At 68.5% G+C, this 17,663-nt stretch carries 17 protein-coding genes; 4 read left to right on the plus strand and 13 right to left on the minus strand.

The window, feature by feature from the left end; genetic code table 11:
* Window positions 1-312: 312 nt before the first annotated feature.
* On the plus strand, window positions 313-1,356 hold the full coding sequence (locus QZ951_RS02375) for an integron integrase (RefSeq protein WP_292998163.1): 1,044 nt from the start codon (window positions 313-315) through the stop codon (window positions 1,354-1,356).
* A gap of 304 nt (window positions 1,357-1,660) precedes the next feature.
* Here the strand turns inward: QZ951_RS02375 and QZ951_RS02380 are convergent, their stop codons facing one another.
* From QZ951_RS02380 to QZ951_RS02400, 5 genes are all read right to left on the minus strand, one after another.
* Window positions 1,661-2,176, minus strand: a complete 516-nt coding sequence (locus tag QZ951_RS02380; RefSeq protein ID WP_292998165.1) for a copper chaperone PCu(A)C — start codon at window positions 2,174-2,176, stop codon at window positions 1,661-1,663.
* 75 nt (window positions 2,177-2,251) lie between these two features.
* Entirely contained in the window at window positions 2,252-3,364 is a 1,113-nt protein-coding gene (locus tag QZ951_RS02385; RefSeq protein ID WP_292998167.1) for a GTP-binding protein, read from the minus strand.
* Between the two features lie 128 nt (window positions 3,365-3,492).
* Window positions 3,493-3,750 (minus strand): hypothetical protein, encoded by a 258-nt coding sequence (locus QZ951_RS02390; RefSeq protein WP_292998169.1) that lies wholly within the window; start codon window positions 3,748-3,750, stop codon window positions 3,493-3,495.
* A 36-nt stretch (window positions 3,751-3,786) separates the two neighbouring features.
* On the minus strand, window positions 3,787-3,927 hold the full coding sequence (locus QZ951_RS02395; RefSeq protein ID WP_292998171.1) for a hypothetical protein: 141 nt from the start codon (window positions 3,925-3,927) through the stop codon (window positions 3,787-3,789).
* A 113-nt stretch (window positions 3,928-4,040) separates the two neighbouring features.
* Complete coding sequence (locus tag QZ951_RS02400) at window positions 4,041-4,472, minus strand: hypothetical protein (RefSeq protein ID WP_292998173.1); 432 nt, start codon at window positions 4,470-4,472, stop codon at window positions 4,041-4,043.
* Window positions 4,473-4,699: 227 nt separating this feature from the next.
* Between QZ951_RS02400 and QZ951_RS02405 the strand changes: the two genes are divergently transcribed.
* Window positions 4,700-5,254: a hypothetical protein gene (locus QZ951_RS02405; protein WP_292998175.1), complete on the plus strand. Its 555-nt coding sequence runs from the start codon at window positions 4,700-4,702 to the stop codon at window positions 5,252-5,254.
* 311 nt (window positions 5,255-5,565) lie between these two features.
* Here the strand turns inward: QZ951_RS02405 and QZ951_RS02410 are convergent, their stop codons facing one another.
* The 7 genes from QZ951_RS02410 to QZ951_RS02440 form a co-directional block, all read right to left on the minus strand.
* Window positions 5,566-6,936: a PepSY domain-containing protein gene (locus QZ951_RS02410; RefSeq protein ID WP_292998177.1), complete on the minus strand. Its 1,371-nt coding sequence runs from the start codon at window positions 6,934-6,936 to the stop codon at window positions 5,566-5,568.
* 149 nt (window positions 6,937-7,085) lie between these two features.
* Window positions 7,086-7,643 carry a copper chaperone PCu(A)C gene (locus tag QZ951_RS02415; protein WP_292998179.1) on the minus strand — a complete coding sequence of 186 codons (558 nt, stop codon included), beginning with the start codon at window positions 7,641-7,643 and terminating at the stop codon, window positions 7,086-7,088.
* Entirely contained in the window at window positions 7,640-9,031 is a 1,392-nt protein-coding gene (locus tag QZ951_RS02420; protein WP_292998181.1) for a hypothetical protein, read from the minus strand. The genes QZ951_RS02415 and QZ951_RS02420 overlap by 4 nt, the downstream gene beginning before the upstream one ends.
* Before the next feature lie 16 nt (window positions 9,032-9,047).
* Complete coding sequence (locus QZ951_RS02425) at window positions 9,048-11,180, minus strand: TonB-dependent receptor (RefSeq protein WP_292998183.1); 2,133 nt, start codon at window positions 11,178-11,180, stop codon at window positions 9,048-9,050.
* A 278-nt stretch (window positions 11,181-11,458) separates the two neighbouring features.
* Window positions 11,459-12,082, minus strand: a complete 624-nt coding sequence (locus QZ951_RS02430; RefSeq protein WP_292998185.1) for a hypothetical protein — start codon at window positions 12,080-12,082, stop codon at window positions 11,459-11,461.
* Window positions 12,083-12,226: 144 nt separating this feature from the next.
* Entirely contained in the window at window positions 12,227-12,874 is a 648-nt protein-coding gene (locus tag QZ951_RS02435) for a metal-dependent hydrolase (RefSeq protein WP_292998187.1), read from the minus strand.
* A 33-nt stretch (window positions 12,875-12,907) separates the two neighbouring features.
* Window positions 12,908-13,804: a haloalkane dehalogenase gene (locus QZ951_RS02440; RefSeq protein ID WP_292998189.1), complete on the minus strand. Its 897-nt coding sequence runs from the start codon at window positions 13,802-13,804 to the stop codon at window positions 12,908-12,910.
* 218 nt (window positions 13,805-14,022) lie between these two features.
* Between QZ951_RS02440 and QZ951_RS02445 the strand changes: the two genes are divergently transcribed.
* Together QZ951_RS02445 and QZ951_RS02450 are read left to right on the plus strand one after the other, a co-directional pair.
* Entirely contained in the window at window positions 14,023-14,634 is a 612-nt protein-coding gene (locus tag QZ951_RS02445; protein ID WP_292998191.1) for a glutathione S-transferase family protein, read from the plus strand.
* A gap of 46 nt (window positions 14,635-14,680) precedes the next feature.
* Window positions 14,681-15,685: a pyridoxamine 5'-phosphate oxidase family protein gene (locus QZ951_RS02450; protein ID WP_292998193.1), complete on the plus strand. Its 1,005-nt coding sequence runs from the start codon at window positions 14,681-14,683 to the stop codon at window positions 15,683-15,685.
* Window positions 15,686-15,694: 9 nt separating this feature from the next.
* Here the strand turns inward: QZ951_RS02450 and QZ951_RS02455 are convergent, their stop codons facing one another.
* Window positions 15,695-17,539, minus strand: a complete 1,845-nt coding sequence (locus QZ951_RS02455; protein ID WP_292998195.1) for an alkaline phosphatase — start codon at window positions 17,537-17,539, stop codon at window positions 15,695-15,697.
* Window positions 17,540-17,663: the final 124 nt, after the last annotated feature.

Raw genomic sequence — 17,663 nt, forward strand, 5'->3', positions numbered from 1 at the left:
AGAGTGTATGGCGATCTGGCGGGCAGATGATACGAAAAAAGTACAGTCATACAGCTCAGCGAGATAATTGCTGGAACTTGCAGAGCTAGAAGAAGGCGGCGGCTAAAGCTTTTCATGGCTAACGCCAATTAGCTACAAATTTGTCGGATAACACCGTCCTGGCAGAGTTAGCCGTCATTCTGTCGGATAACACCCCGAAGCGTGGGTTATCCGTCAAGCTGTCGGATAATCCGTGACGCTGCGCACGGCTCGCAAGTACGAATTCCGTTACAAGTCGCTGACTCATTTGAGTTTCGTGCAAAGGAATGCACCATGGCTGATTCGGCGAAGACTTCATCGGATTCCGTTCCTCCCGCTACTGCAGTTCTGTCTCTCGCTTCGCCACAGCCGCCGCGGTTGTTGCGGCGGGTTCGTGAGCAGATTCGCGTGCGTCACTATAGCCTCAGGACTGAAACAGCTTATGTGAACTGGATCAGGCGATTCATTCTGTTCCACGGCAAGCGTCATCCGCAAGAATTGGGACCGGCTGAGGTGTCCGCCTTCCTGAGCAGCCTGGCAGTCGATCGCAATGTGTCGGCCAGTACGCAGAATCAGGCATTGGCGGCAATCCTGTTTCTGTACAAGGCGGTTCTGGAACTGGATTTGCCGTGGATGACGGAGGTGGTTCGGGCCAAGCGACCTCAACGTCTGCCGTCAGTGTTGACGGTGGATGAAACCATCCGGCTGATGTCCGCGCTGGACGGTGACCCTGTGGAAGGTCTCGTCGTGCGGTTGCTGTACGGAACCGGCATGCGGTTGCTGGAGGCCTTGCGCTTGCGGGTGAAGGATCTTGATCTGTCGAGACGGGAAATCGTGATCCGGGATGGCAAGGGCGGCAAGGATCGGGTGACGATGTGTCCGGATGCCTTGATCGAACCGCTCAAGGCGAGACTGGCGGAAAGGAAGCAGGTTTTCGAGTCAGACCGGGCGCAGGGTCGCGTTGATGTCTGGCTGCCCGATGCGTTGTCGGTGAAATATCCAAACGCGTCGAGGGAGTGGGGTTGGCAGTTCCTGTTCGTGGCGCCTCGTTTCTCGAAGGATCCACGATCAGGCGCCGTCCGCCGCCACCATGTGGACGAGCGTCTGATTCAGCGGCGGGTGAAGATGACGGCGGCAGCGGCTGGTATCGCGAAGCCGGTATCGCCGCACACCTTGCGGCATTCATTTGCCACGCATCTGTTGGAAGCTGGCCACGACATCCGCACGGTGCAGGAGCTGCTGGGTCATGCGGATGTCAGCACCACGATGATCTATACGCATGTGCTGAATCGCGGTGGTCATGGCGTGCGCAGTCCGCTGGATCGGCTCCTGCGTTGAGGTCTGCGGCGCCTGGGCCTAGCGCCCGGCAATCGGGCGCCTATGTCTGCTGCCAAGTCGATCAACAACACGGAGTCTTGTCGCGAAGCGTCCTGCCGCGAGGACGCGAGGCGACGTTCGGGACGAGATTCCGGAAGCCTTCCGAATAACTCAGAGGGGAGTGGAGTCTAGGCATCGGCCTGCGCCGTGACGGTTGCATCACGCTCCGACCATGGAGGGGGGCACACCCGCAGCCGCAGCCGCAGCCGCAACCGTGCTGTCCGGCCTGCCGCCGCCGTTCCCGTCCTCGGTTTCCGGTTTCCGGTTACAGCGGCGCGAATGCCTTGATGGCCAGTGGCACGGTGAGTTTGCCGGCCTTTTCGAAGCTGAGTTCGACGGGCAGCGTCTGCCCGGCGACGAGCGTCTGGTTCAGGCCGATCAGCATCAGGTGAACGCCGCCCGGCGCCAGCGCCACTTCACTTCCGGGGGCGATCGTGAGCCCGTCCGGCAGCGCGCGCATCTGCATCACGCCATCCGCCGTGGACGACATCTCATGAAGCTCGACACTCGCAGCTGCCGCGGTGGCGGACGCGCCGAGCAGACGATCCGGCTCGCTGCCGTCGTTGCGGATGGTCAGGAAGCCGGCCGTCGTGGTGCCGTGCGGCGGTGTTTCGCGGGTTCGGGCTTCGCTGATCGTCAGCGCGCCGATCTTGTAGACGGCGACCGGCGCTGCCGGCTCGGCGACGGCGGGCTCGGCCGGCGGTGCCGGTGGTTGCGTCGGTTTGCAGGCGGCCAGCGTCAGCAGCAGCACGGTGGCCGGCGCGGCAAGGCACTTCGTCATCAGAGGAGTCATCGGCGTGGTCATCGAGTCGGGAATGTGGGGTTGCGGCCGCGTGGCCACAATGGAAATGGAGGATCAGGCGTTCGGTGCGGGTTGGTCGCGGGCGATGGCGTCATCGAGCTGAGCAGCGTCGATGTCCGCTGGCGTGTCACGCAGATAGGCCAAGGTGTTGCGCACGGTTTCCTGACCCCAGCCGCGGGTGATGAACACCAGCCGCGTGCGATGGTCGTCGCTCGGCCAAGCGGCAAGCTCTTCGGACGGGTGCAGCACGTTCTGCACGCTGTGGACGACGGTCGGTTGATCGCGCCCTTCGAGGTTGATGATGCCCTTGAAGCGCAGCAGATCGGCGCCGGCCAGCGAGCGCAGGAAATCGAGCCAGCCGAACAGCTTCCAGGCCGGGACCGGCTCGTCGAGGATCAGGCTGAAGGTCTGGATGTCGTCCCAGTTCGGGCCGTCGCCCCAAGGATCGGCCTGGTCGGCGGCGTCGGCCGCGACCGGCGCCAGGCGAATGGCATCGGCATTCAGCACCAGCGAGCTGAGCGTGAACGCGGCAGATTCGGGCCGACGGCGGCCATCGGTGAACAGCCAGCCCGGTTCGGCGGTGCCTTTCTCGGGCACGTGGATGTCGGCATCCGGGTTCATCGTCAGCAGCTTGGCGCGCAGCGCGTCGATCGCGGCGTCGTCAACCAGATCGCGCTTGGTGATCAGCAGTGCGTCGGCACCCACGATCTGCTTCTGCGCGATGTCGATTTCCTCGACCGTGGTCGCCGCGTTTGCCGCATCGACCAGCGTCACCACCGAATCGAGCACGAAGCGCTCGGCCAGCTGCGGCGCACGCAGCAGCTGGTTCAGGATCGGCCCCGGCTCGGCAAGGCCGGTGGTTTCGATGATCACGCGGCGCAGGCTTGGAATCTGCTTGCGCTGCGCCTTGGTGAACAGGGTCATCAGCGATTCGGCCAGCCGGCCACGGGTGGTGCAGCACATGCAGCCGCCTTCGATCAACTCGATCTCGTCCGGCTCGGCCTGCTGCACCAGATGATGATCGAGGCCGACGGCGCCATATTCATTGATGACGACGGCCGTGCCGCTCATCTCCGGGCGACGGAGCAGGGCGTTCAGCAAGGTGGTCTTGCCGGCGCCGAGGAAGCCGGTCAGCAGGACCATCGGTATGCGGGTGTCGTTCGGCAACGCGATCTCCGGTTCGAAAAACGCGCCGCGATCGGGCGGCACGTGAGCGGTCGGCGGGCATGGGGTACCCGCCGACCGGATCACGATTATCGCCGCTTGCGTCCGCGCAAGTGCGAGTGCGAGTGCGATCAGGCGCTGGCCGCAGCGCCCGCGTAGCGACTCCGCACTTGCGGATAGCGGTTCGGGGCGCGCCGATGCTGGCAGCCCACCGACGGGTCTTCGGGCAGTGGCGCGTAGCCGATGCCATTCAGCAGCTCGCGCAATTGCCGGTCACGCCCGCTGGGGCCGACCACGCGCACGATCCGCTGCGACAGATCGACGTGGTTCAGCGCCCGCCCCGGTGCGCATGTCGAGCAGGCCGCGCAGACGCTGCCACTCGCGGTCATCACGCAGCCGCGGGATGCAGAACTCGTAGATGGTCTTCATGGTGTGGCGCCCGGAAACGCACCGCCGACCATCGCGGCGATCAGGACGGCGCTGAGCAGCAGATTGGCCCAGCCCAGACACCACAGCACCACGGGCGCGCGGAACGGGTTCCGGCGCAGTTCGAAACAGGGATTCATCAGGACACTCCTGGTTCGCGACCCGGCGGCTCGGCGGCCAGCGGATCGCGCAGCGATCGAGGGGGAAGCCCGGCGCGGCGTTCAGCCACGCGGCGTGGGCGACTTGTCGGCTTTCAGGCGTGCTGCGGGGGACCCGTCGATGGCGGCAGCCGGTCGCTGACGGCCGTCGGGAACGCGACCGCGCTGACGATCGCTCGCACACGTGCAGCCCGTGCGTGGGACCGGATCGCGACGGCATCGGGCAGGGCCGCCACTGGCGTGAAGCCCAGACAGTCCTGACACGGCGGCAGGCCGGTGACCGGCATCGTCCCCAGTCGGCTGACGACGGCCGCAGGCAGCACGGCGACCAGCTGTTTCTGCAGCACGGCCGTGGCCCGGCCGGTACCGCAGAACGCGGCGTCCATGCGGCCGGCGGCACCGGCCTGCACGTTCACGCCATGCAGCATCGGCCCGAGCAACTGGCCGACGACGGCGAACAGCGCCAGCCAGAGTGCGGCCCTTGGCCAGCGCCGGATCACGCGCGGAAACCCAGCACGGCGGCGCAACCGGTCAGGTCGCGGCGGGTTGATAGAGCCGTTCCAGCGGCACTGGCCCCAGCGTCATGTCGCAGGGTTATGAAAAGGCTCGGCAGGATGCTGCAAGCATCTGAATTCGGGACGAAAAACGTCGATCCGATGATCCGGGTGCGCGACGCCGACCCTACAATGGCGGGAGTGCCATTCAGGCGCTGCAGGACGTTGCCGTACGTCGACAGGATCACGGGAGAGTTTCGATGAACCGCAGACAATTCATGAACACGATGGCCGGCGCGGCGGCGCTCGGCGCGGCCGCAAGCTTGGCGCAGGCCGATGATCCGCGCAATGTCGCGCGCAGCGAAAACGCGCCCGCCGCCAGCAAGGCCAAGTCGGCCAAGCCGGCTGCCGCCGCCGATCCGCACGCCGGCCATGCCGGGCACCAAGGCCATGCTGCAGTCGATCACGGTGCCCATCAGCCGGGCAGCGGCCGCTATGCCGCGCTGGCCAGCAGCTTTGGCATCTGCGCCGGTCTCGCGGCCGAGTGCGTGGGCCATTGCCAGACCATTCTCGCCACCGGCGACAAGAGTCTGGCCGAGTGTCTGAGGTCGTCGCTGGCCTGCGATACCACCTGCACGGCGGTCGCGCGGCTGGCGCGGCTGGAGTCGCAATTCGCGCCGAGCCTCGCCCAGCAGACGATCCCGGTGATGGAAGCCTGCATGGAAAGCTGCCGCCCGCATGTCGAGACGCACCCGATCTGCAAGGCCTGCTTCGACGCCTGCAACAACGCCATCGGCACTGCCCGCACGATCTGACAATTGCCGCCGCGCGGCTGCCGATGCACGGCTGAGCGATGTCGGGACGATCGGCGGCGGCGTCGATCCCGATCCCCCGCCAGGCATCGGTGGCGGTCCGCGTTCCACGGCACGGAGCAGCCGCGACGCGTCGAGGGTTGCCAGCCCGTGCGTGGTGCTGATCCGGCGATCCGGAACTCGCCCGGCACCGCGCCGGACAGGCCGGGCGGGCGGCGCTTGCCGACCCGCAGGCGCAGCACCGCGCCCCGACGGCAAGTGACCGCGCGGGGCTTGCATGATCAGCAGGCGGGCAGCAGACGATTCCGTGTCGGTCAGGCCGGGGCCAGCCCGAGGAAGCTGCGGGCCGGAGCAATCCGCCGCAGCAGCGCGCGCTCGATCACGAGCACCGCGATCAGCGACAGGCCGAACATCGGCAGCAGCACGCCGAGCACCACGGCGAGGCCGATCATCGGCCGCGGCACGCGCGTCTCCGGCAGCGCCAGCGGCGCGCCGAGCACGGCCGCGGGGCGGCGCTTCAGCCACATCACGAGGCCGCTGAGGGTCAGGCCGATCAGGCTCAGCGCGGTGAATGCGCCGAGCGCCTGATTGACCCAGCCGAACAGCTGGCCTTCATGCGCGGCGACACCGGTGCCGATGATCCGGTCGAGCAGCTTGCGGTCGCGGAAGTCCTCGCGCTTGAGCACGGCGCCGGTCGCGCCATCCAAGGTCAGGTTGACCCGCTTCGGCCGGTTCTGGGTGTCCGATTTCGCGGTCCATTGCGGCGTCTTGCGGCTCGGTGGTGCCACCAGCACCGGCGGCGGCAGCGCCAGCGGGGCGACGGTGGCGACGGCGCGGTTCAGGGCATCGCCATCCAGCGCGTCGCTGGCCGCTGCGGCCACGCCATGTCCGGCATGGCCTGCGTGCTCGTCGGCAGCCGGCGTCTTCGCGGCACCGGTGGACCAGTCCTGCCGCACTTCGGTGGCGCTCGCGTACTGGCGCACGGCCTTCAGGCTCGAGCCCCAGAACTGAGTCCACGGCAGGCCGGAGATCAGCAGGAACAGCGCGAACGCGGAAACCCAGAAGCCGATCACCGCATGCAGATCCTTCCACAGCGGCCGGCCACGGCGATCGAAGCGCGGCAGCAGCACGCCGCGAATGCCGGAAGCCTCGCGCGGCCACCACAGATACAGCCCGGTGATGATCATCACGATCGCCCACGACGCCGCCAGTTCGACGAGGTAGCTGCCGATGTCGCCGATCAGCAGCTGGCCGTGCAGTTTCGAGATCACGGTCATCAGACGGTCGTCCTCGGCCACCGTCTTCCGCACCGTCAGCCGCTGCGGGTCGACATAGACGCGGATCGTGTCGCTGCCGCTGCGCACCAGCACCCGGGCCGCGGAATGTGGCGTGGCCGGCAACTCGTAGGCGCTGAACGTGGCACCCGGCACGACGGCGAGCGCGGCCTGCACCTGCGCCGAAGGCGATGCCAGCGGGGCATCGAACCGCAGGTGGTCGTGCTCGCGGTCGATCCAGGCCTCGATCTGCGGCTTGAACAGGTAGATCGAACCGGTGGCCGCCAGCCACAGCACGAACGGCAGGCACAGCAGCCCGGCGTAGAAATGCCAGCGCCAGACGGTGCGGTACAGCCGGCGCGGCGCGCGAGCGGCCGGATGGTCGTGATGCTCGGCAGCGGTGGAAGACATCAGGGTGCTCCTTCAAGATTGTGGAAACCGCCCGGCACCCGCCACCGTTGCTGCGGGATCACGCGACGGGGCGGGTTCGTGCCCATCGGCACGCGAGCGGCCGCGGTCATCCATTCCGCTCGAGTCGGAGCGGATCGTCTGGTGCGGGCTCAGTGGTGTGCATGCGCGTCCGCCGCCGGTGCCGGTGAGGGGGTCGACGCCGGCGGCTTGGCCGCACGGCGTGGAGTTTCCGGCGCGGCGGATTCCACGCGCAGCGCCACCGGCACTTCGCCGCTGCGGGCGAAGCGCAAGGTCATCGGCACGCGTTCGCCGGCCGTCAGCGGGGCCTGCAGATCAAGCAGCATCAGGTGGGTGCCGGACGGGGACAGTCGAACCTCGCCGCCGGCCGGAATCACCAGCCCGTCGGCCAGCGGCCGCATGCCGGCGACGCCATCGGCTTGGACCTGCTGATGCAGTTCGACCCGGCCGGCGCGGGCGCTGACCGCGCCGAGCAGCCGCTCGTCCTCCGGGCCCGGATTGCGGATGCGCAGGAAGCCGGCGCCGGTGCTGGCCCCGGGCGCGGTCGGGCGGCTCCAGACTTCGGTGATGGTCAGCGCCGACGGCGCGGCCGGCACCGTGGCCGGTTCCCGGTCGTCGGCGAGTGCGGCCAGCGGCAGGGCATTGAGCAGCGCCAGCGTCAGCAGGCGCCTGCGCAGGATCGGATTCATGACGCGATCTCCGGGTTGCGGCGGACGCGGCGGCGCAGCGCCACGCCGAACAGGGCGGTGAGCACCACCGTGGCCGCGAGCGCGCTCATCACGACGTTGCGCTGGTTGGCGGTGACGCCGAGCGGATCGAGGACGTGGCCCTTGTGCAGCAGGTTGAACAGCGTGGCCTGGCTCTGGGCCAGCGCGCCGTCCGGCCCGCCAACCTTGGCCGCGACAACCCCGCTGCGGGTGTCGAAGTACCAGCCGCTGCCGTCATCGGCGCTCGCACGCCAGACCGGCAGCCGCTTGTTGGCAAAGCCGTAGTCGCGATCGAAGGCGCTGATCAGCGCCAGAGGCGCGGTCACCGGCGTTCCGAGCGCGCCGCTGGCAATCCGGCGGGCCAGCAGCTCGTCGTCGCCGGCGATGGCGCTGCCGTCGGCCTCGGTCAGCCACAGGTTCAGCACCTCGCCACGCGGCGCGACCACGCGCCAGACCGGCGCGCCGCCGATCACTGGCACGGCCACCGCTTCGCGAATGTCGCCATCGGCCGCGGTGAACGGCAGCGCGGTCAGCGTCGAGGTGGCGATGCCCGGCGGTGTCGGCAGCGGCGACGTCGGCAGCTGGCCGACCAGCAGCTTGAACAGGCCCGTGGCCGGGAACAGCAGCGCCGGCAGCACGGCGATCCAGGCCACCCGCCGATGCCAGCGCCGCGCCGGCTGCCGGCCACCACGGGTCAGCAGCAGGCGCGCGCCGAAGCCGGCGGTGACGAACAGCGTGCCGACCAGCGCCGTGATCGCGATCGCCCGCAGGTACGGCACATCGATGAAGCTCAAGGTGTGCAGGGTCTGGAACAGGCCCTGCCAGCGGCGCTTGCTGGCATCGCTCATCGTGCCGAGCCGGTCGCTGCCGGTATCGACGAACACGGTCACCGCATCGTCGCCGTCGAAGCGCACGGCCCAGACCGGCAGCAGCCGGTTGATCCACGGATAGTCGCGCTCGAAGTGCTCGACCAGCCGGGTCTCGGCCACCGCCCGATCGGTGAGCCCGCTGTAGTGGCGGGCCAGTGCGATGGCGCGCTGGCGATCGGCATCGGCCAGCGGCTGGCCGCTGGCGGCATCCAGATAGAGCCGTTCGCCGCGGCCGGCCGGCTGGACCTGCAGCACCGGCTGGCCGTCGACGGCGAGATAGCGCAACTGGCTGGCGTCGCCGATGCCGGCCGTGGCCAGCAGCGCGGCCGGTGCCGGCAGCGCGGCCGCCTCGAAGCTCGCGGCCGGCGGCTGGAAGGCCACCGGCTTCGGGCCGATCGCGGTGATCAGCGGGTGGAAGGCGCCGCTGGTGGCCCAGACCACCGCCGTGACGGCGGCAGTCCAGGCCAGCGTGCGGTGCAGCCGACGTGCGGAAGCGGGCATGGCCATGGGCCGGCGCTTACCCGAACGCCCAGCGCACGCCGCCGAAGAACTGGCGGCCTTCACCCGGCACGAACAGGTTGCGATTGGCGACGGTCTGGAAGTTGGTCGTGGTCGACACGCTGCCGACATAGCGCCGGTCGAGCAGGTTGCGCGCATCGAAGAACAGCGAGAAGCCGCGCGGCAGCGTCAGGCCGCTCGACACGTTCCAGATCGTGTACCCCGGCGAACGCTGCGAGTTCGCGTAGTCGACGACGATGTTGTTGGCCGCTTCCAGACCCGGTTCGATGAAGAAGCCGGCGGGATGGTCATAGCGCAGCTGTGCCTGGTAGTAGTGCTTCGGCGCGCCCGCCAGACGATTGCGGCCGTAGGTGGCGTCGTTGTCGAACGTCAGGTCGTTGTAGGCGTAGTTCTGCTGGAACACCAGCTTGTCGCCGGCGCTGATGGCGCCGCTGAACAGGCGCAGCGCCAGACCCGCTTCCAGACCCTGATGCACGGTTTCGTCGGCATTGAACTGGATCGCCGTGGTCGGCGACGTGGCCTGCTGCAGCAGTTCCTTGTCGACCAGCGAGTAGTAGTAGCTGATGTTCCACGCCACCCGGGTCCACTCGCCACGGCTGCCGATTTCGCCGGTCACCGCGCGCTGGCCGTCGAGCGGCACGAAGCCGTTGGCGCCGACCGGTGTCGTCTGGTTCAGCGCGCCGTAGTTCGGCGCCTCGAACGAATAGCTGACATTGCCGAAGACCTGCGTGTGCTCGTCGAATGAATACAGCAGACCCAGCTTCGGGTTGACCGCCTTGTAGGTCCGCTTGGCCGATTCCCGCGGGTTGATGCGGTCATCGTAGTCGCGGGTCGAGACCAGCCCCTGCAGCCCGGCGATGGCCTGCAGGCCGGAGGCCACGGTCAGGCGATCCTCGCCGTAGAAATCGAACAGCGTGCCGCCTTCGGCAGCATCGGACGTGCGCGCGCCGCGCCGGCCGCCGCCGACGTTCTGGAACACGCGGGCATCGTTGTCCTGGCGCTGCACGTTGGTACCGAGCGTGACCTCGTTGGCAAGCCCGAAGATCGTGCCGGTGCCGTTCCACTGCGCGAAAGCGCCGTAGAAGATGCCGGTCTGATCGACGATGACGCCGGTCAGCGGGTGATACAGCCGTCGATCCCAGAAGTAGGCACCGACATCGAGCTGGCTGTCGCCGAGCCGGACGCTGGTCTTGTTCAGCAGCCGGAAGGTGGTCGGATCGCGCTTGATGTCGAAGGTGAACGACGTCGGCGGCACGCCGCGCGGATTGTTCAGGGCATTGGTCAGCGATACCGCGCCGGGAATTTCCTGGTCGATCTCGTTGAAGCCGACGTAGAAGCGGGTCTCGACATCGTCGCTGATGCGATAGCCGACATTGGCGTTGATGCGCTGGTTGTCGGTCTGCTGATGCTGGCGGAAACCGCCGGCGCGGGCATTGGTGACGGCCGCGAAGACATCGACGCGACCGTAATCCTGCGCATACGAGATGTTCTGGCGGAAGGTGTCGTAGCTGCCGCCTTCGAGCCGGACCAGCCAGGTCTGGTCGGCGGTGCGGCCGGTCGGCGTCACGGCATTGATCGCCCCGCCCAGCGTGGCGCCGCCATAGCGCAGGCCGTTGCCGCCCTTGTAGACCTCCAGATAGCGCGTGGTCAGCGGGTCGATTTCCTGAAAATCGCCGAAGCCGTCGGCGCGCGACACCGGGATGCCGTCCTGCAGCAGGTAGATGCCGCGAAGGTGCGCGTTGTTGCCGAGGCCGGAGCCGCGGATCGACAGGCGCACTTCCTCGCCATAGCGGGCCTGCGCGAACACGCCCGGCGCATCGCGCAGGGTGTCCTTGAACGACACGGCGTAGCGATCCTCGAACTGCTCGGAGCCGACCAGCACCACGCCGCCGGGGCGCTTGTTGATCTCGTCACGCGCCGCGTCGACATCCGGCGCGGTCAGCGAGCCGCCCTTGTCGCCTTGTACCTTGACCTCGTTCAGCACCGTCACCGGCGCGGTCGCCACTTCGACCGCGGCCGGTGTGGCGGCCTTGTCTTCGGGGACGGCATCGACGGCGAGCGCCGGCAGGCTGGTCGCGATCGGGCCGATGAACAGCAGTGCCGCAGCGCGGCGGATGGATGATGCAGACATGCAACGCACTCCAAAACGGCCTGCACACGGGGAGCGCCCATGCGCAGGCAAGGTCCGCCATGTCGGGCGGACGCGGGAGAGTCGATGCGAAGTGCCGGCGAGGCCGACCGGCAGCGGAGCATCCAGCGAGCCCCCGGCACCGCAGCGCGCTTCAGGCGCGAGCAGGGGCGAGGCGGGGCGGGATCAGGTCCGCTGTCGGCAGCAGGCCACAGCGCGGAACGCCAGCGTCGACGACGGGAACCCGAGTGCGCAGCCCCGTGGAAACGGGGACGGCGTGCTCAGGCGACAGCGCGGTCGTCGATGCGGGCGGGTGGCGCGCGCGCCGGCGGCAGCCGGCGCGGTGCCGCGGGGATGGCGACCGGCAGCCGGACGACATCGGGAGTCGCCGCTGCGCTGGCAGCCAGCGGCGCGGCGGTGGGGGCCAGCGCCAGGGCCGGCGTTGCCGCGGCGGCGAACGGGCAGCTCTGGTGTTCGGCAGCGATGCGATGGCCGGCGTGCTGCGCCGGATCGTGGCCTTCATGCGCGTCGTGGCCGGCATGCCCCGCAGGCGCGACGTCGTCGACCGCGCTGACCACGACCGGCTCCGGCGCCACCGGTGATGCGGCGGCGCTGGCGTGTCCGGGGCAGTGCGCCGCTGCCGGCTCGGCATCGGGTACGACCCTGGCAGCTGCCGCGAGCGCGATCTTCGGCGCCGTCGAAAGATGCCCGGCGTGGTCGTTGGACGCTTCCTTCAGCAGCGCCTGCAGCTCGCTGGCGGGGCAGATCACCAGCCAACTCGGACTGCCCGGCACCGCGCCGATCCAGCCCGGCATGAAGCCGATCGGGATCAGGCTGCGCAGCACGACCGCCGACAGCGCCAGCCACAGCGCGGCTCGGTGCAGTCGGTGATGGTGGCGGAGCATCGGCGGGATCAGCGGTCGGTCAGGCGGCGTTCGGGGCGCGGTCGGCGTCGGTGTGGCGGGAAGCGCGGACGCGCAGGAACCGCATTGCGGAGCGAAGGATACGCACGCGTGCTGCAGTGCGCCAAGGAATGAAAAGTCACCTTCTTATGCTGACGGCCAGCGCTGGGCCGGCAGTTTTTTCAGTGCGCGACTCAGATTGGCGCGGGCGGCCAGATCGAACTTCTCGTGGAAATGGCCGGTGTAGTACAGCCGCGGCCGTTCGAGAAAGCCGCGCAGCACCTGCCGCCGGCCGGCGACGTATTTGGTCCACGGAATCTCGTGGTACTCCTCGCGGATGTCGACTTCGTAGCGATCGAAGCGGGCCACCGGTGCGGCGAGGATCGCCAGGTCGATGTCGAGCAGCAGCGCCTCGTCGGTGGTTTCCGGGTGCGCGTGATGGCGCGTGGCGAGGATCAGGTTGCGCACCCGGCCGATGGCGTCGCGCGGGCAGCCGGCCACGGTCATCGCCCGTTCGGCCAGATAGGCCGACTTCAGCTCGTTGGTGTCCGGCCCGATCTCGTAGACCGCATCGTGGAACCACAGCGCGATCTCGACCTCGCCCGGAGCCTCGGCCAGCGTCTCGACCTGATCGAACAGGCTCAGGCATTCCTGCAGATGCTCGACCGTGTGATAGCGGCGGTGGCTTTCGCGCCAGTGCTTCATCAGCGTTTCGAACAGGCCCGGCGGCGGCACCGCCACGCCGAGTTTCGGCCACAGCAGGCGCCAGCGGGCGGGCAGGTCGAGCGAAGTCATGGCGGCATTATCCACGGGCCGCGGGCCGCCGCTTCACACCGTCGGCGTCGCCGCGATCAGATCGACGATTGCCTTCGCCAGCGCCGGGCCCTGATCCTCCTGAATGAAGTGCGAGCCGCGCAGGCGCTGATGCGGCTGGCCTTTGGCACCCGGCACATGGGCGATCAGCGGCTTGTCAGCATGGCCGAGGATCGGGTCGCCGGCGCCGAACGCGCACAGGAACGGCTTCTGCCACTGGCCGAGCCTGGCCCAGGCCGCGCGATTCGCCGGCACGGCCGGATCGTCGCGGTCGGTCGGCACCAGCCGCGGGAACGCGCGCGTCCCGGCCTTGTAGGCGTCGCTCGGAAACGGCGCGTCGTAGGCGGCGATTTCGGCGGGGCTGAGCTTGTCGCGGCAGCCGGTGTTGACGATCTTGCCGATCGGGAACCACGGCGAATGCACCGCGAACGCGCGCCACAGCTTGAACGCGAACGGCACCGGGGCCTCTGCCGTCGGCAGGATGCCGTTGCCGACGACGATGCGCGCGAAGCGTTCCGGATGCTCGGCGGCGATCCGCAGGCCGATCAGCGACCCCCAGTCCTGGCAGAACAGCGTGATGCCGGTCAGGTCCAGCCGTTCGATGAACGCGACCAGCCAGTCGACATGGCGCTGGTAGCTGTAGTCGTCGATCGACGCCGGCTTGTCGGACTTGCCGAAGCCGATCAGATCCGGCGCCACCACGCGATGGCCCGCAGCCACCACCGGCGGAATCATCTTGCGATACAGGTACGACCACGTCGGCTCGCCGTGCAGCATCAGCACCGGGGCGGCGTCACGCGGGCCCTCGTCGACGTAGTGCTGGCGCAGGCCGTCGATCTCGACGTAATGCGGCGCGAACGGGAAATCCGGCAGATCGGCAAAGCGGGCGTCGGGCGTGCGGAGGGCTTTCATGCGGGGGCGGGATCGGCGGCAGTCGGAAGCGTCATTCATAGCATCCGGCCGCGCCTCTCGGTGTTGATCGCGACGCCACATGGCATCGCATGCAGCGGCATTGCCATCACGGCGCGACATGAACTGTTGCGTGCTGCGGTGATTCTGCACGCGGCGCGCGATGCCTAGTCTTGCTTAACCGCCGGAGACGTTCCGGCCTCAACGATCCGGAGACTCCCATGAAGCTTTACGTCCACCCGATGTCCGGCCACGCCCACCGGGCCACGCTGTTCCTGTCGCTGATCGCCGCGCCGGTCGAATCGATCGAGGTTGATCTCGCCGCCAAGGCGCACAAGTCGCCGGAGTTCCTGAAGCTCAATCGTTTTGGCCAGATTCCGGTGCTCGTCGATGGCGATCAGGTGATTGCCGATTCCAACGCGATCCTGGTCTACGTCGCCAAGAAGCTCGGCCGCACCGACTGGCTGCCGGAAACGCCGGCCGAGGCCGCCGCCGTGCAGCGCTGGCTGTCGGTGGCCGCCGGTCCGATCGCCTACGGTCCGGCCGCGGCGCGTCTCGTCACCGTGTTCGGCGCCGCGTTCAACGCCGCCGAAGTGATTGCCCGCGCCCACACCGTGCTGACGGTGATCGAGGCCGAACTGGAAGATCGTGCATGGATCACGGGGACGGCGCCGACCATCGCCGATGTCGCGCTGTACAGCTACATCGCGCTGGCGCCGGAAGGCAATGTCGATCTCGCGCCGTACGCCCGCGTGCGCGCCTGGCTGCAGCGGATCGAGGCACTGCCGGGCTACGTGCCGCCGCGCCGCACCGCCATCGGTCTCGCCGCCTGAATCCCGGCATTCCCGTCGTCATCCACCGCGTTACCGGAGCAAGCCGATGAACCTCGAACCGTCAGCCACCCCGAGCATCTGGCACGCCGGCGAGCGCGCGATGCAGGAACACGTGGGCGTTGCCGCGCGCATGGCCGACGTGGGCCCGCGCGTGATTCGCGATCACCTGATCGAGCAGCACCAGCTGTTCTATCCGCTGCTGCCGTTCGTGGTGCTCGGCGCAGTGGATGGAAGGGGCCAGCCGTGGGCGACCCTGCGTGCGGGCCACCCGGGCTTCCTGCAGGCGAGCGACGCCAGGACCCTGCAGGTCGCCGTGCCGCGCGACGCAGCGGACCCGGCCGATGCCGGCCTGAACGACGGCGACGCCGTCGGCCTGCTCGGCATCGATCCGCGCACGCGGCGGCGCAATCGCCTGAACGGTGTCGTGCAACGCCACGCGGACGAGCGCTTCGCCATTGCCGTCACGCAGAGCTACGGCAACTGTCCGAAGTACATCCAGCTGCGAGCGCCTGAATTCACCCGTGACCCGGGCCAGCCGGCGCCGCCGGCCGAGCCGGCACTGACTGCGCTCGACGACCGCGCCCGCGCCATCATCGGTCGGGCCGATGCCTTCTTCGTCGCATCGTATGTCGATGCCGGCAGCACGCCCGCCGAGGGCGCGGAGAACCGGCGGCAGGTCGATGTCTCGCACCGCGGCGGCAAGCCCGGCTTCGTCCGCGTCGGTGCCGATGGCGTTCTGACCGTGCCGGACTTCGTCGGCAACCAGTTCTTCAACACGCTCGGCAACCTGCGCCTGAACCCGCGGGCGGGGCTGGTCTTCGTCGATTTCGCGCGCGGCGACCTGCTGCAGATGACCGGCACGGTCGAACTGCTGCTCGACTCGCCCGAAACCGCCACGTTCACCGGCGCGGAGCGGTTGTGGCGGTTCACGCCGACCCGCGTCATCCATCGCCCGGCCGGCCTGCCGCTGCGTTTCGATGATCAGCCGGACGGCGCGTCACCGAACGCGCTGGCCACCGGCGACTGGGCGCCGCCGGCCTGTTCGATCTGAGCGCTGGCTTCAGCGCGGCGGTCGAGCGCCCAGGCCCAGTGCCGTGACCATCGCCTTGAACACTTCGGTGTTTTCCATGAAACCGTGGAACTGTTCGGCGCCGGGGCCGGTGGCGGACAGCACGCCGTCATCGACCGCATGCACGCCGTGCTCTTCCGCGTGCGGCAGGTTGCCGACGCGCAGCTGCGCGCGCGGCAGGTTGGCGTATTTCGGGTTGGCGCCGTAGACGAGGCACTTGGCCGCGTCCTTCGGGTCGCGCTTCGTGCATTCCGTGGGTTCGAACGGGCCGTCGGTCTTCGGGCTGTAGGTGTCGTAGAAATCCGGGTGCGCGCCGTAGACGATGTCGAGATGGCGCGTTGCCAGCACGTTCTCCGGATAGCCGTCGGCATTCGGCTTCGGATAGGTCGGGAACTTGGCTTTTGCGTAGGTGCCGACCTGATCGCGCGCCTCGTCGGCGCTGATGTTCTCGTCGATGTCGCCGATCAGGCTCATCGGGTGCGTGTGGTCCGGCGTGACGATGATCAGCGTGTCGTTCCGCGTCGCCGCCCAGTCTTTCGCAACCTGCACCGCGTTCGACAGCAGCACGGTGTCGTAGACACTGCGCTCGCCGTCGAGCCGGTGGCTGAACTTGTCGATCGAGCCGGCCTCGACCAGCAGCACGAAGCCGTCCGGATTGCGCGACAGCACGGTCAGCGCGTCGCGGGTCATCTGGGTCAGGTCCGGCTGCTGCGGAAACTGCTCGACGGTGCCGGCCTTCAGCACGTGGCGGTCCAGCGCGCCATCGAGATTGCCTTCGTGGAACAGGCCCAGCAGCCGGCGCGTGCCGGGTGCTGCCGCGGCCGCCGCCAGTTCGTCGGCGGTGCGCGGGGTGGTGTAGCCGCGCGCGGCGAAATCGGCGATCACGTCGCGCTCATCCGAGCGCCGCTTGTAGGCATCGGCGGCCGCCAGCGGCACCCGCAACGGCGTCGATTTCGGCACGAAACTGACGCTGCCGCCGCCCATCAGCACGTCGACGCCGGACGCGAGGAACTGATCGACGATCGACAGGTACTCGCGGCGCTGGCGCGTGTGCACGAAAATGCCGGCCGGTGTCGCGTCCTCGACTTCGGCATCGGTGACCACGCCGACCGACTTGCGGCTCAGCCGCTTGACCAGTTCGCCGATGGTTTCGACCTTCGGATGATCGAGCGGATCGATCGACTTCGACGCGTAGACGCCCAGGCCATTGACGCTGCCCTTGTGGCCGGTGGTGTACGCGCTCATCGAGTTCGCCGAGTCGGTGGCGATCGAGTCGACGCTGGACGTGCCGATGAGTGCGGTGTACGGGAAGTCGTCGAACGACAGCCGCCCGGTGTACTTCCCCTGCACGATGCCCTTGGACAGGATCCGCGCCGCCGTGCGATTGGCCACCGTCATGCCGTCGCCGATGAACAGGATCACGTTCTTCGCTTTCGGCTTCGCGGCCGGGGCATAGACCGTCCACGTCGCGGTGGCGGATTCGCCGTCGCGGGTCGTGGCCTTCACCTCGTAGCGGCCGGGCTTCAGGGCGACGCCGGGCACGCGCAGGTTCGAGAACGGCTGGTTCTTGTCGGCATCCGTGCTGTCCGGTTCCTCGCCGACATAGCGACCGCGGGCCCCGAGTACCGCGTCATACGGCTCGCCGTTGACCGTCACCGTGACCTCGCTCTGCGGCGTGATGCCGGCGAAATCGACGCGGAAATCGAAGCGCGCGCCGGCGAGCATCTCGGCCCGGTCGATCGGGTAGATGGCGGCGGCGCGGGCGCCGAACGACGCGCCGGCGACCAGCGCCAGCAGCGACAGCGCGGCGAGCGCGCGGGGACGGGGAATCGACATGACGGGGCGGGTGGGCATGAAAGACGCGGAATAGTCGGCCGTGTCCATGACATTTCCGTGACAATCACGCCCCGCGCCATGGTGTCGCGCGGCTGCGCTTTTGACCCTGCCGGAAGGCGCGTGC

The organism is Nevskia sp., assembly GCF_021732705.1.
In the GTDB taxonomy this organism is placed as follows: Bacteria; Pseudomonadota; Gammaproteobacteria; order Nevskiales; family Nevskiaceae; genus Nevskia.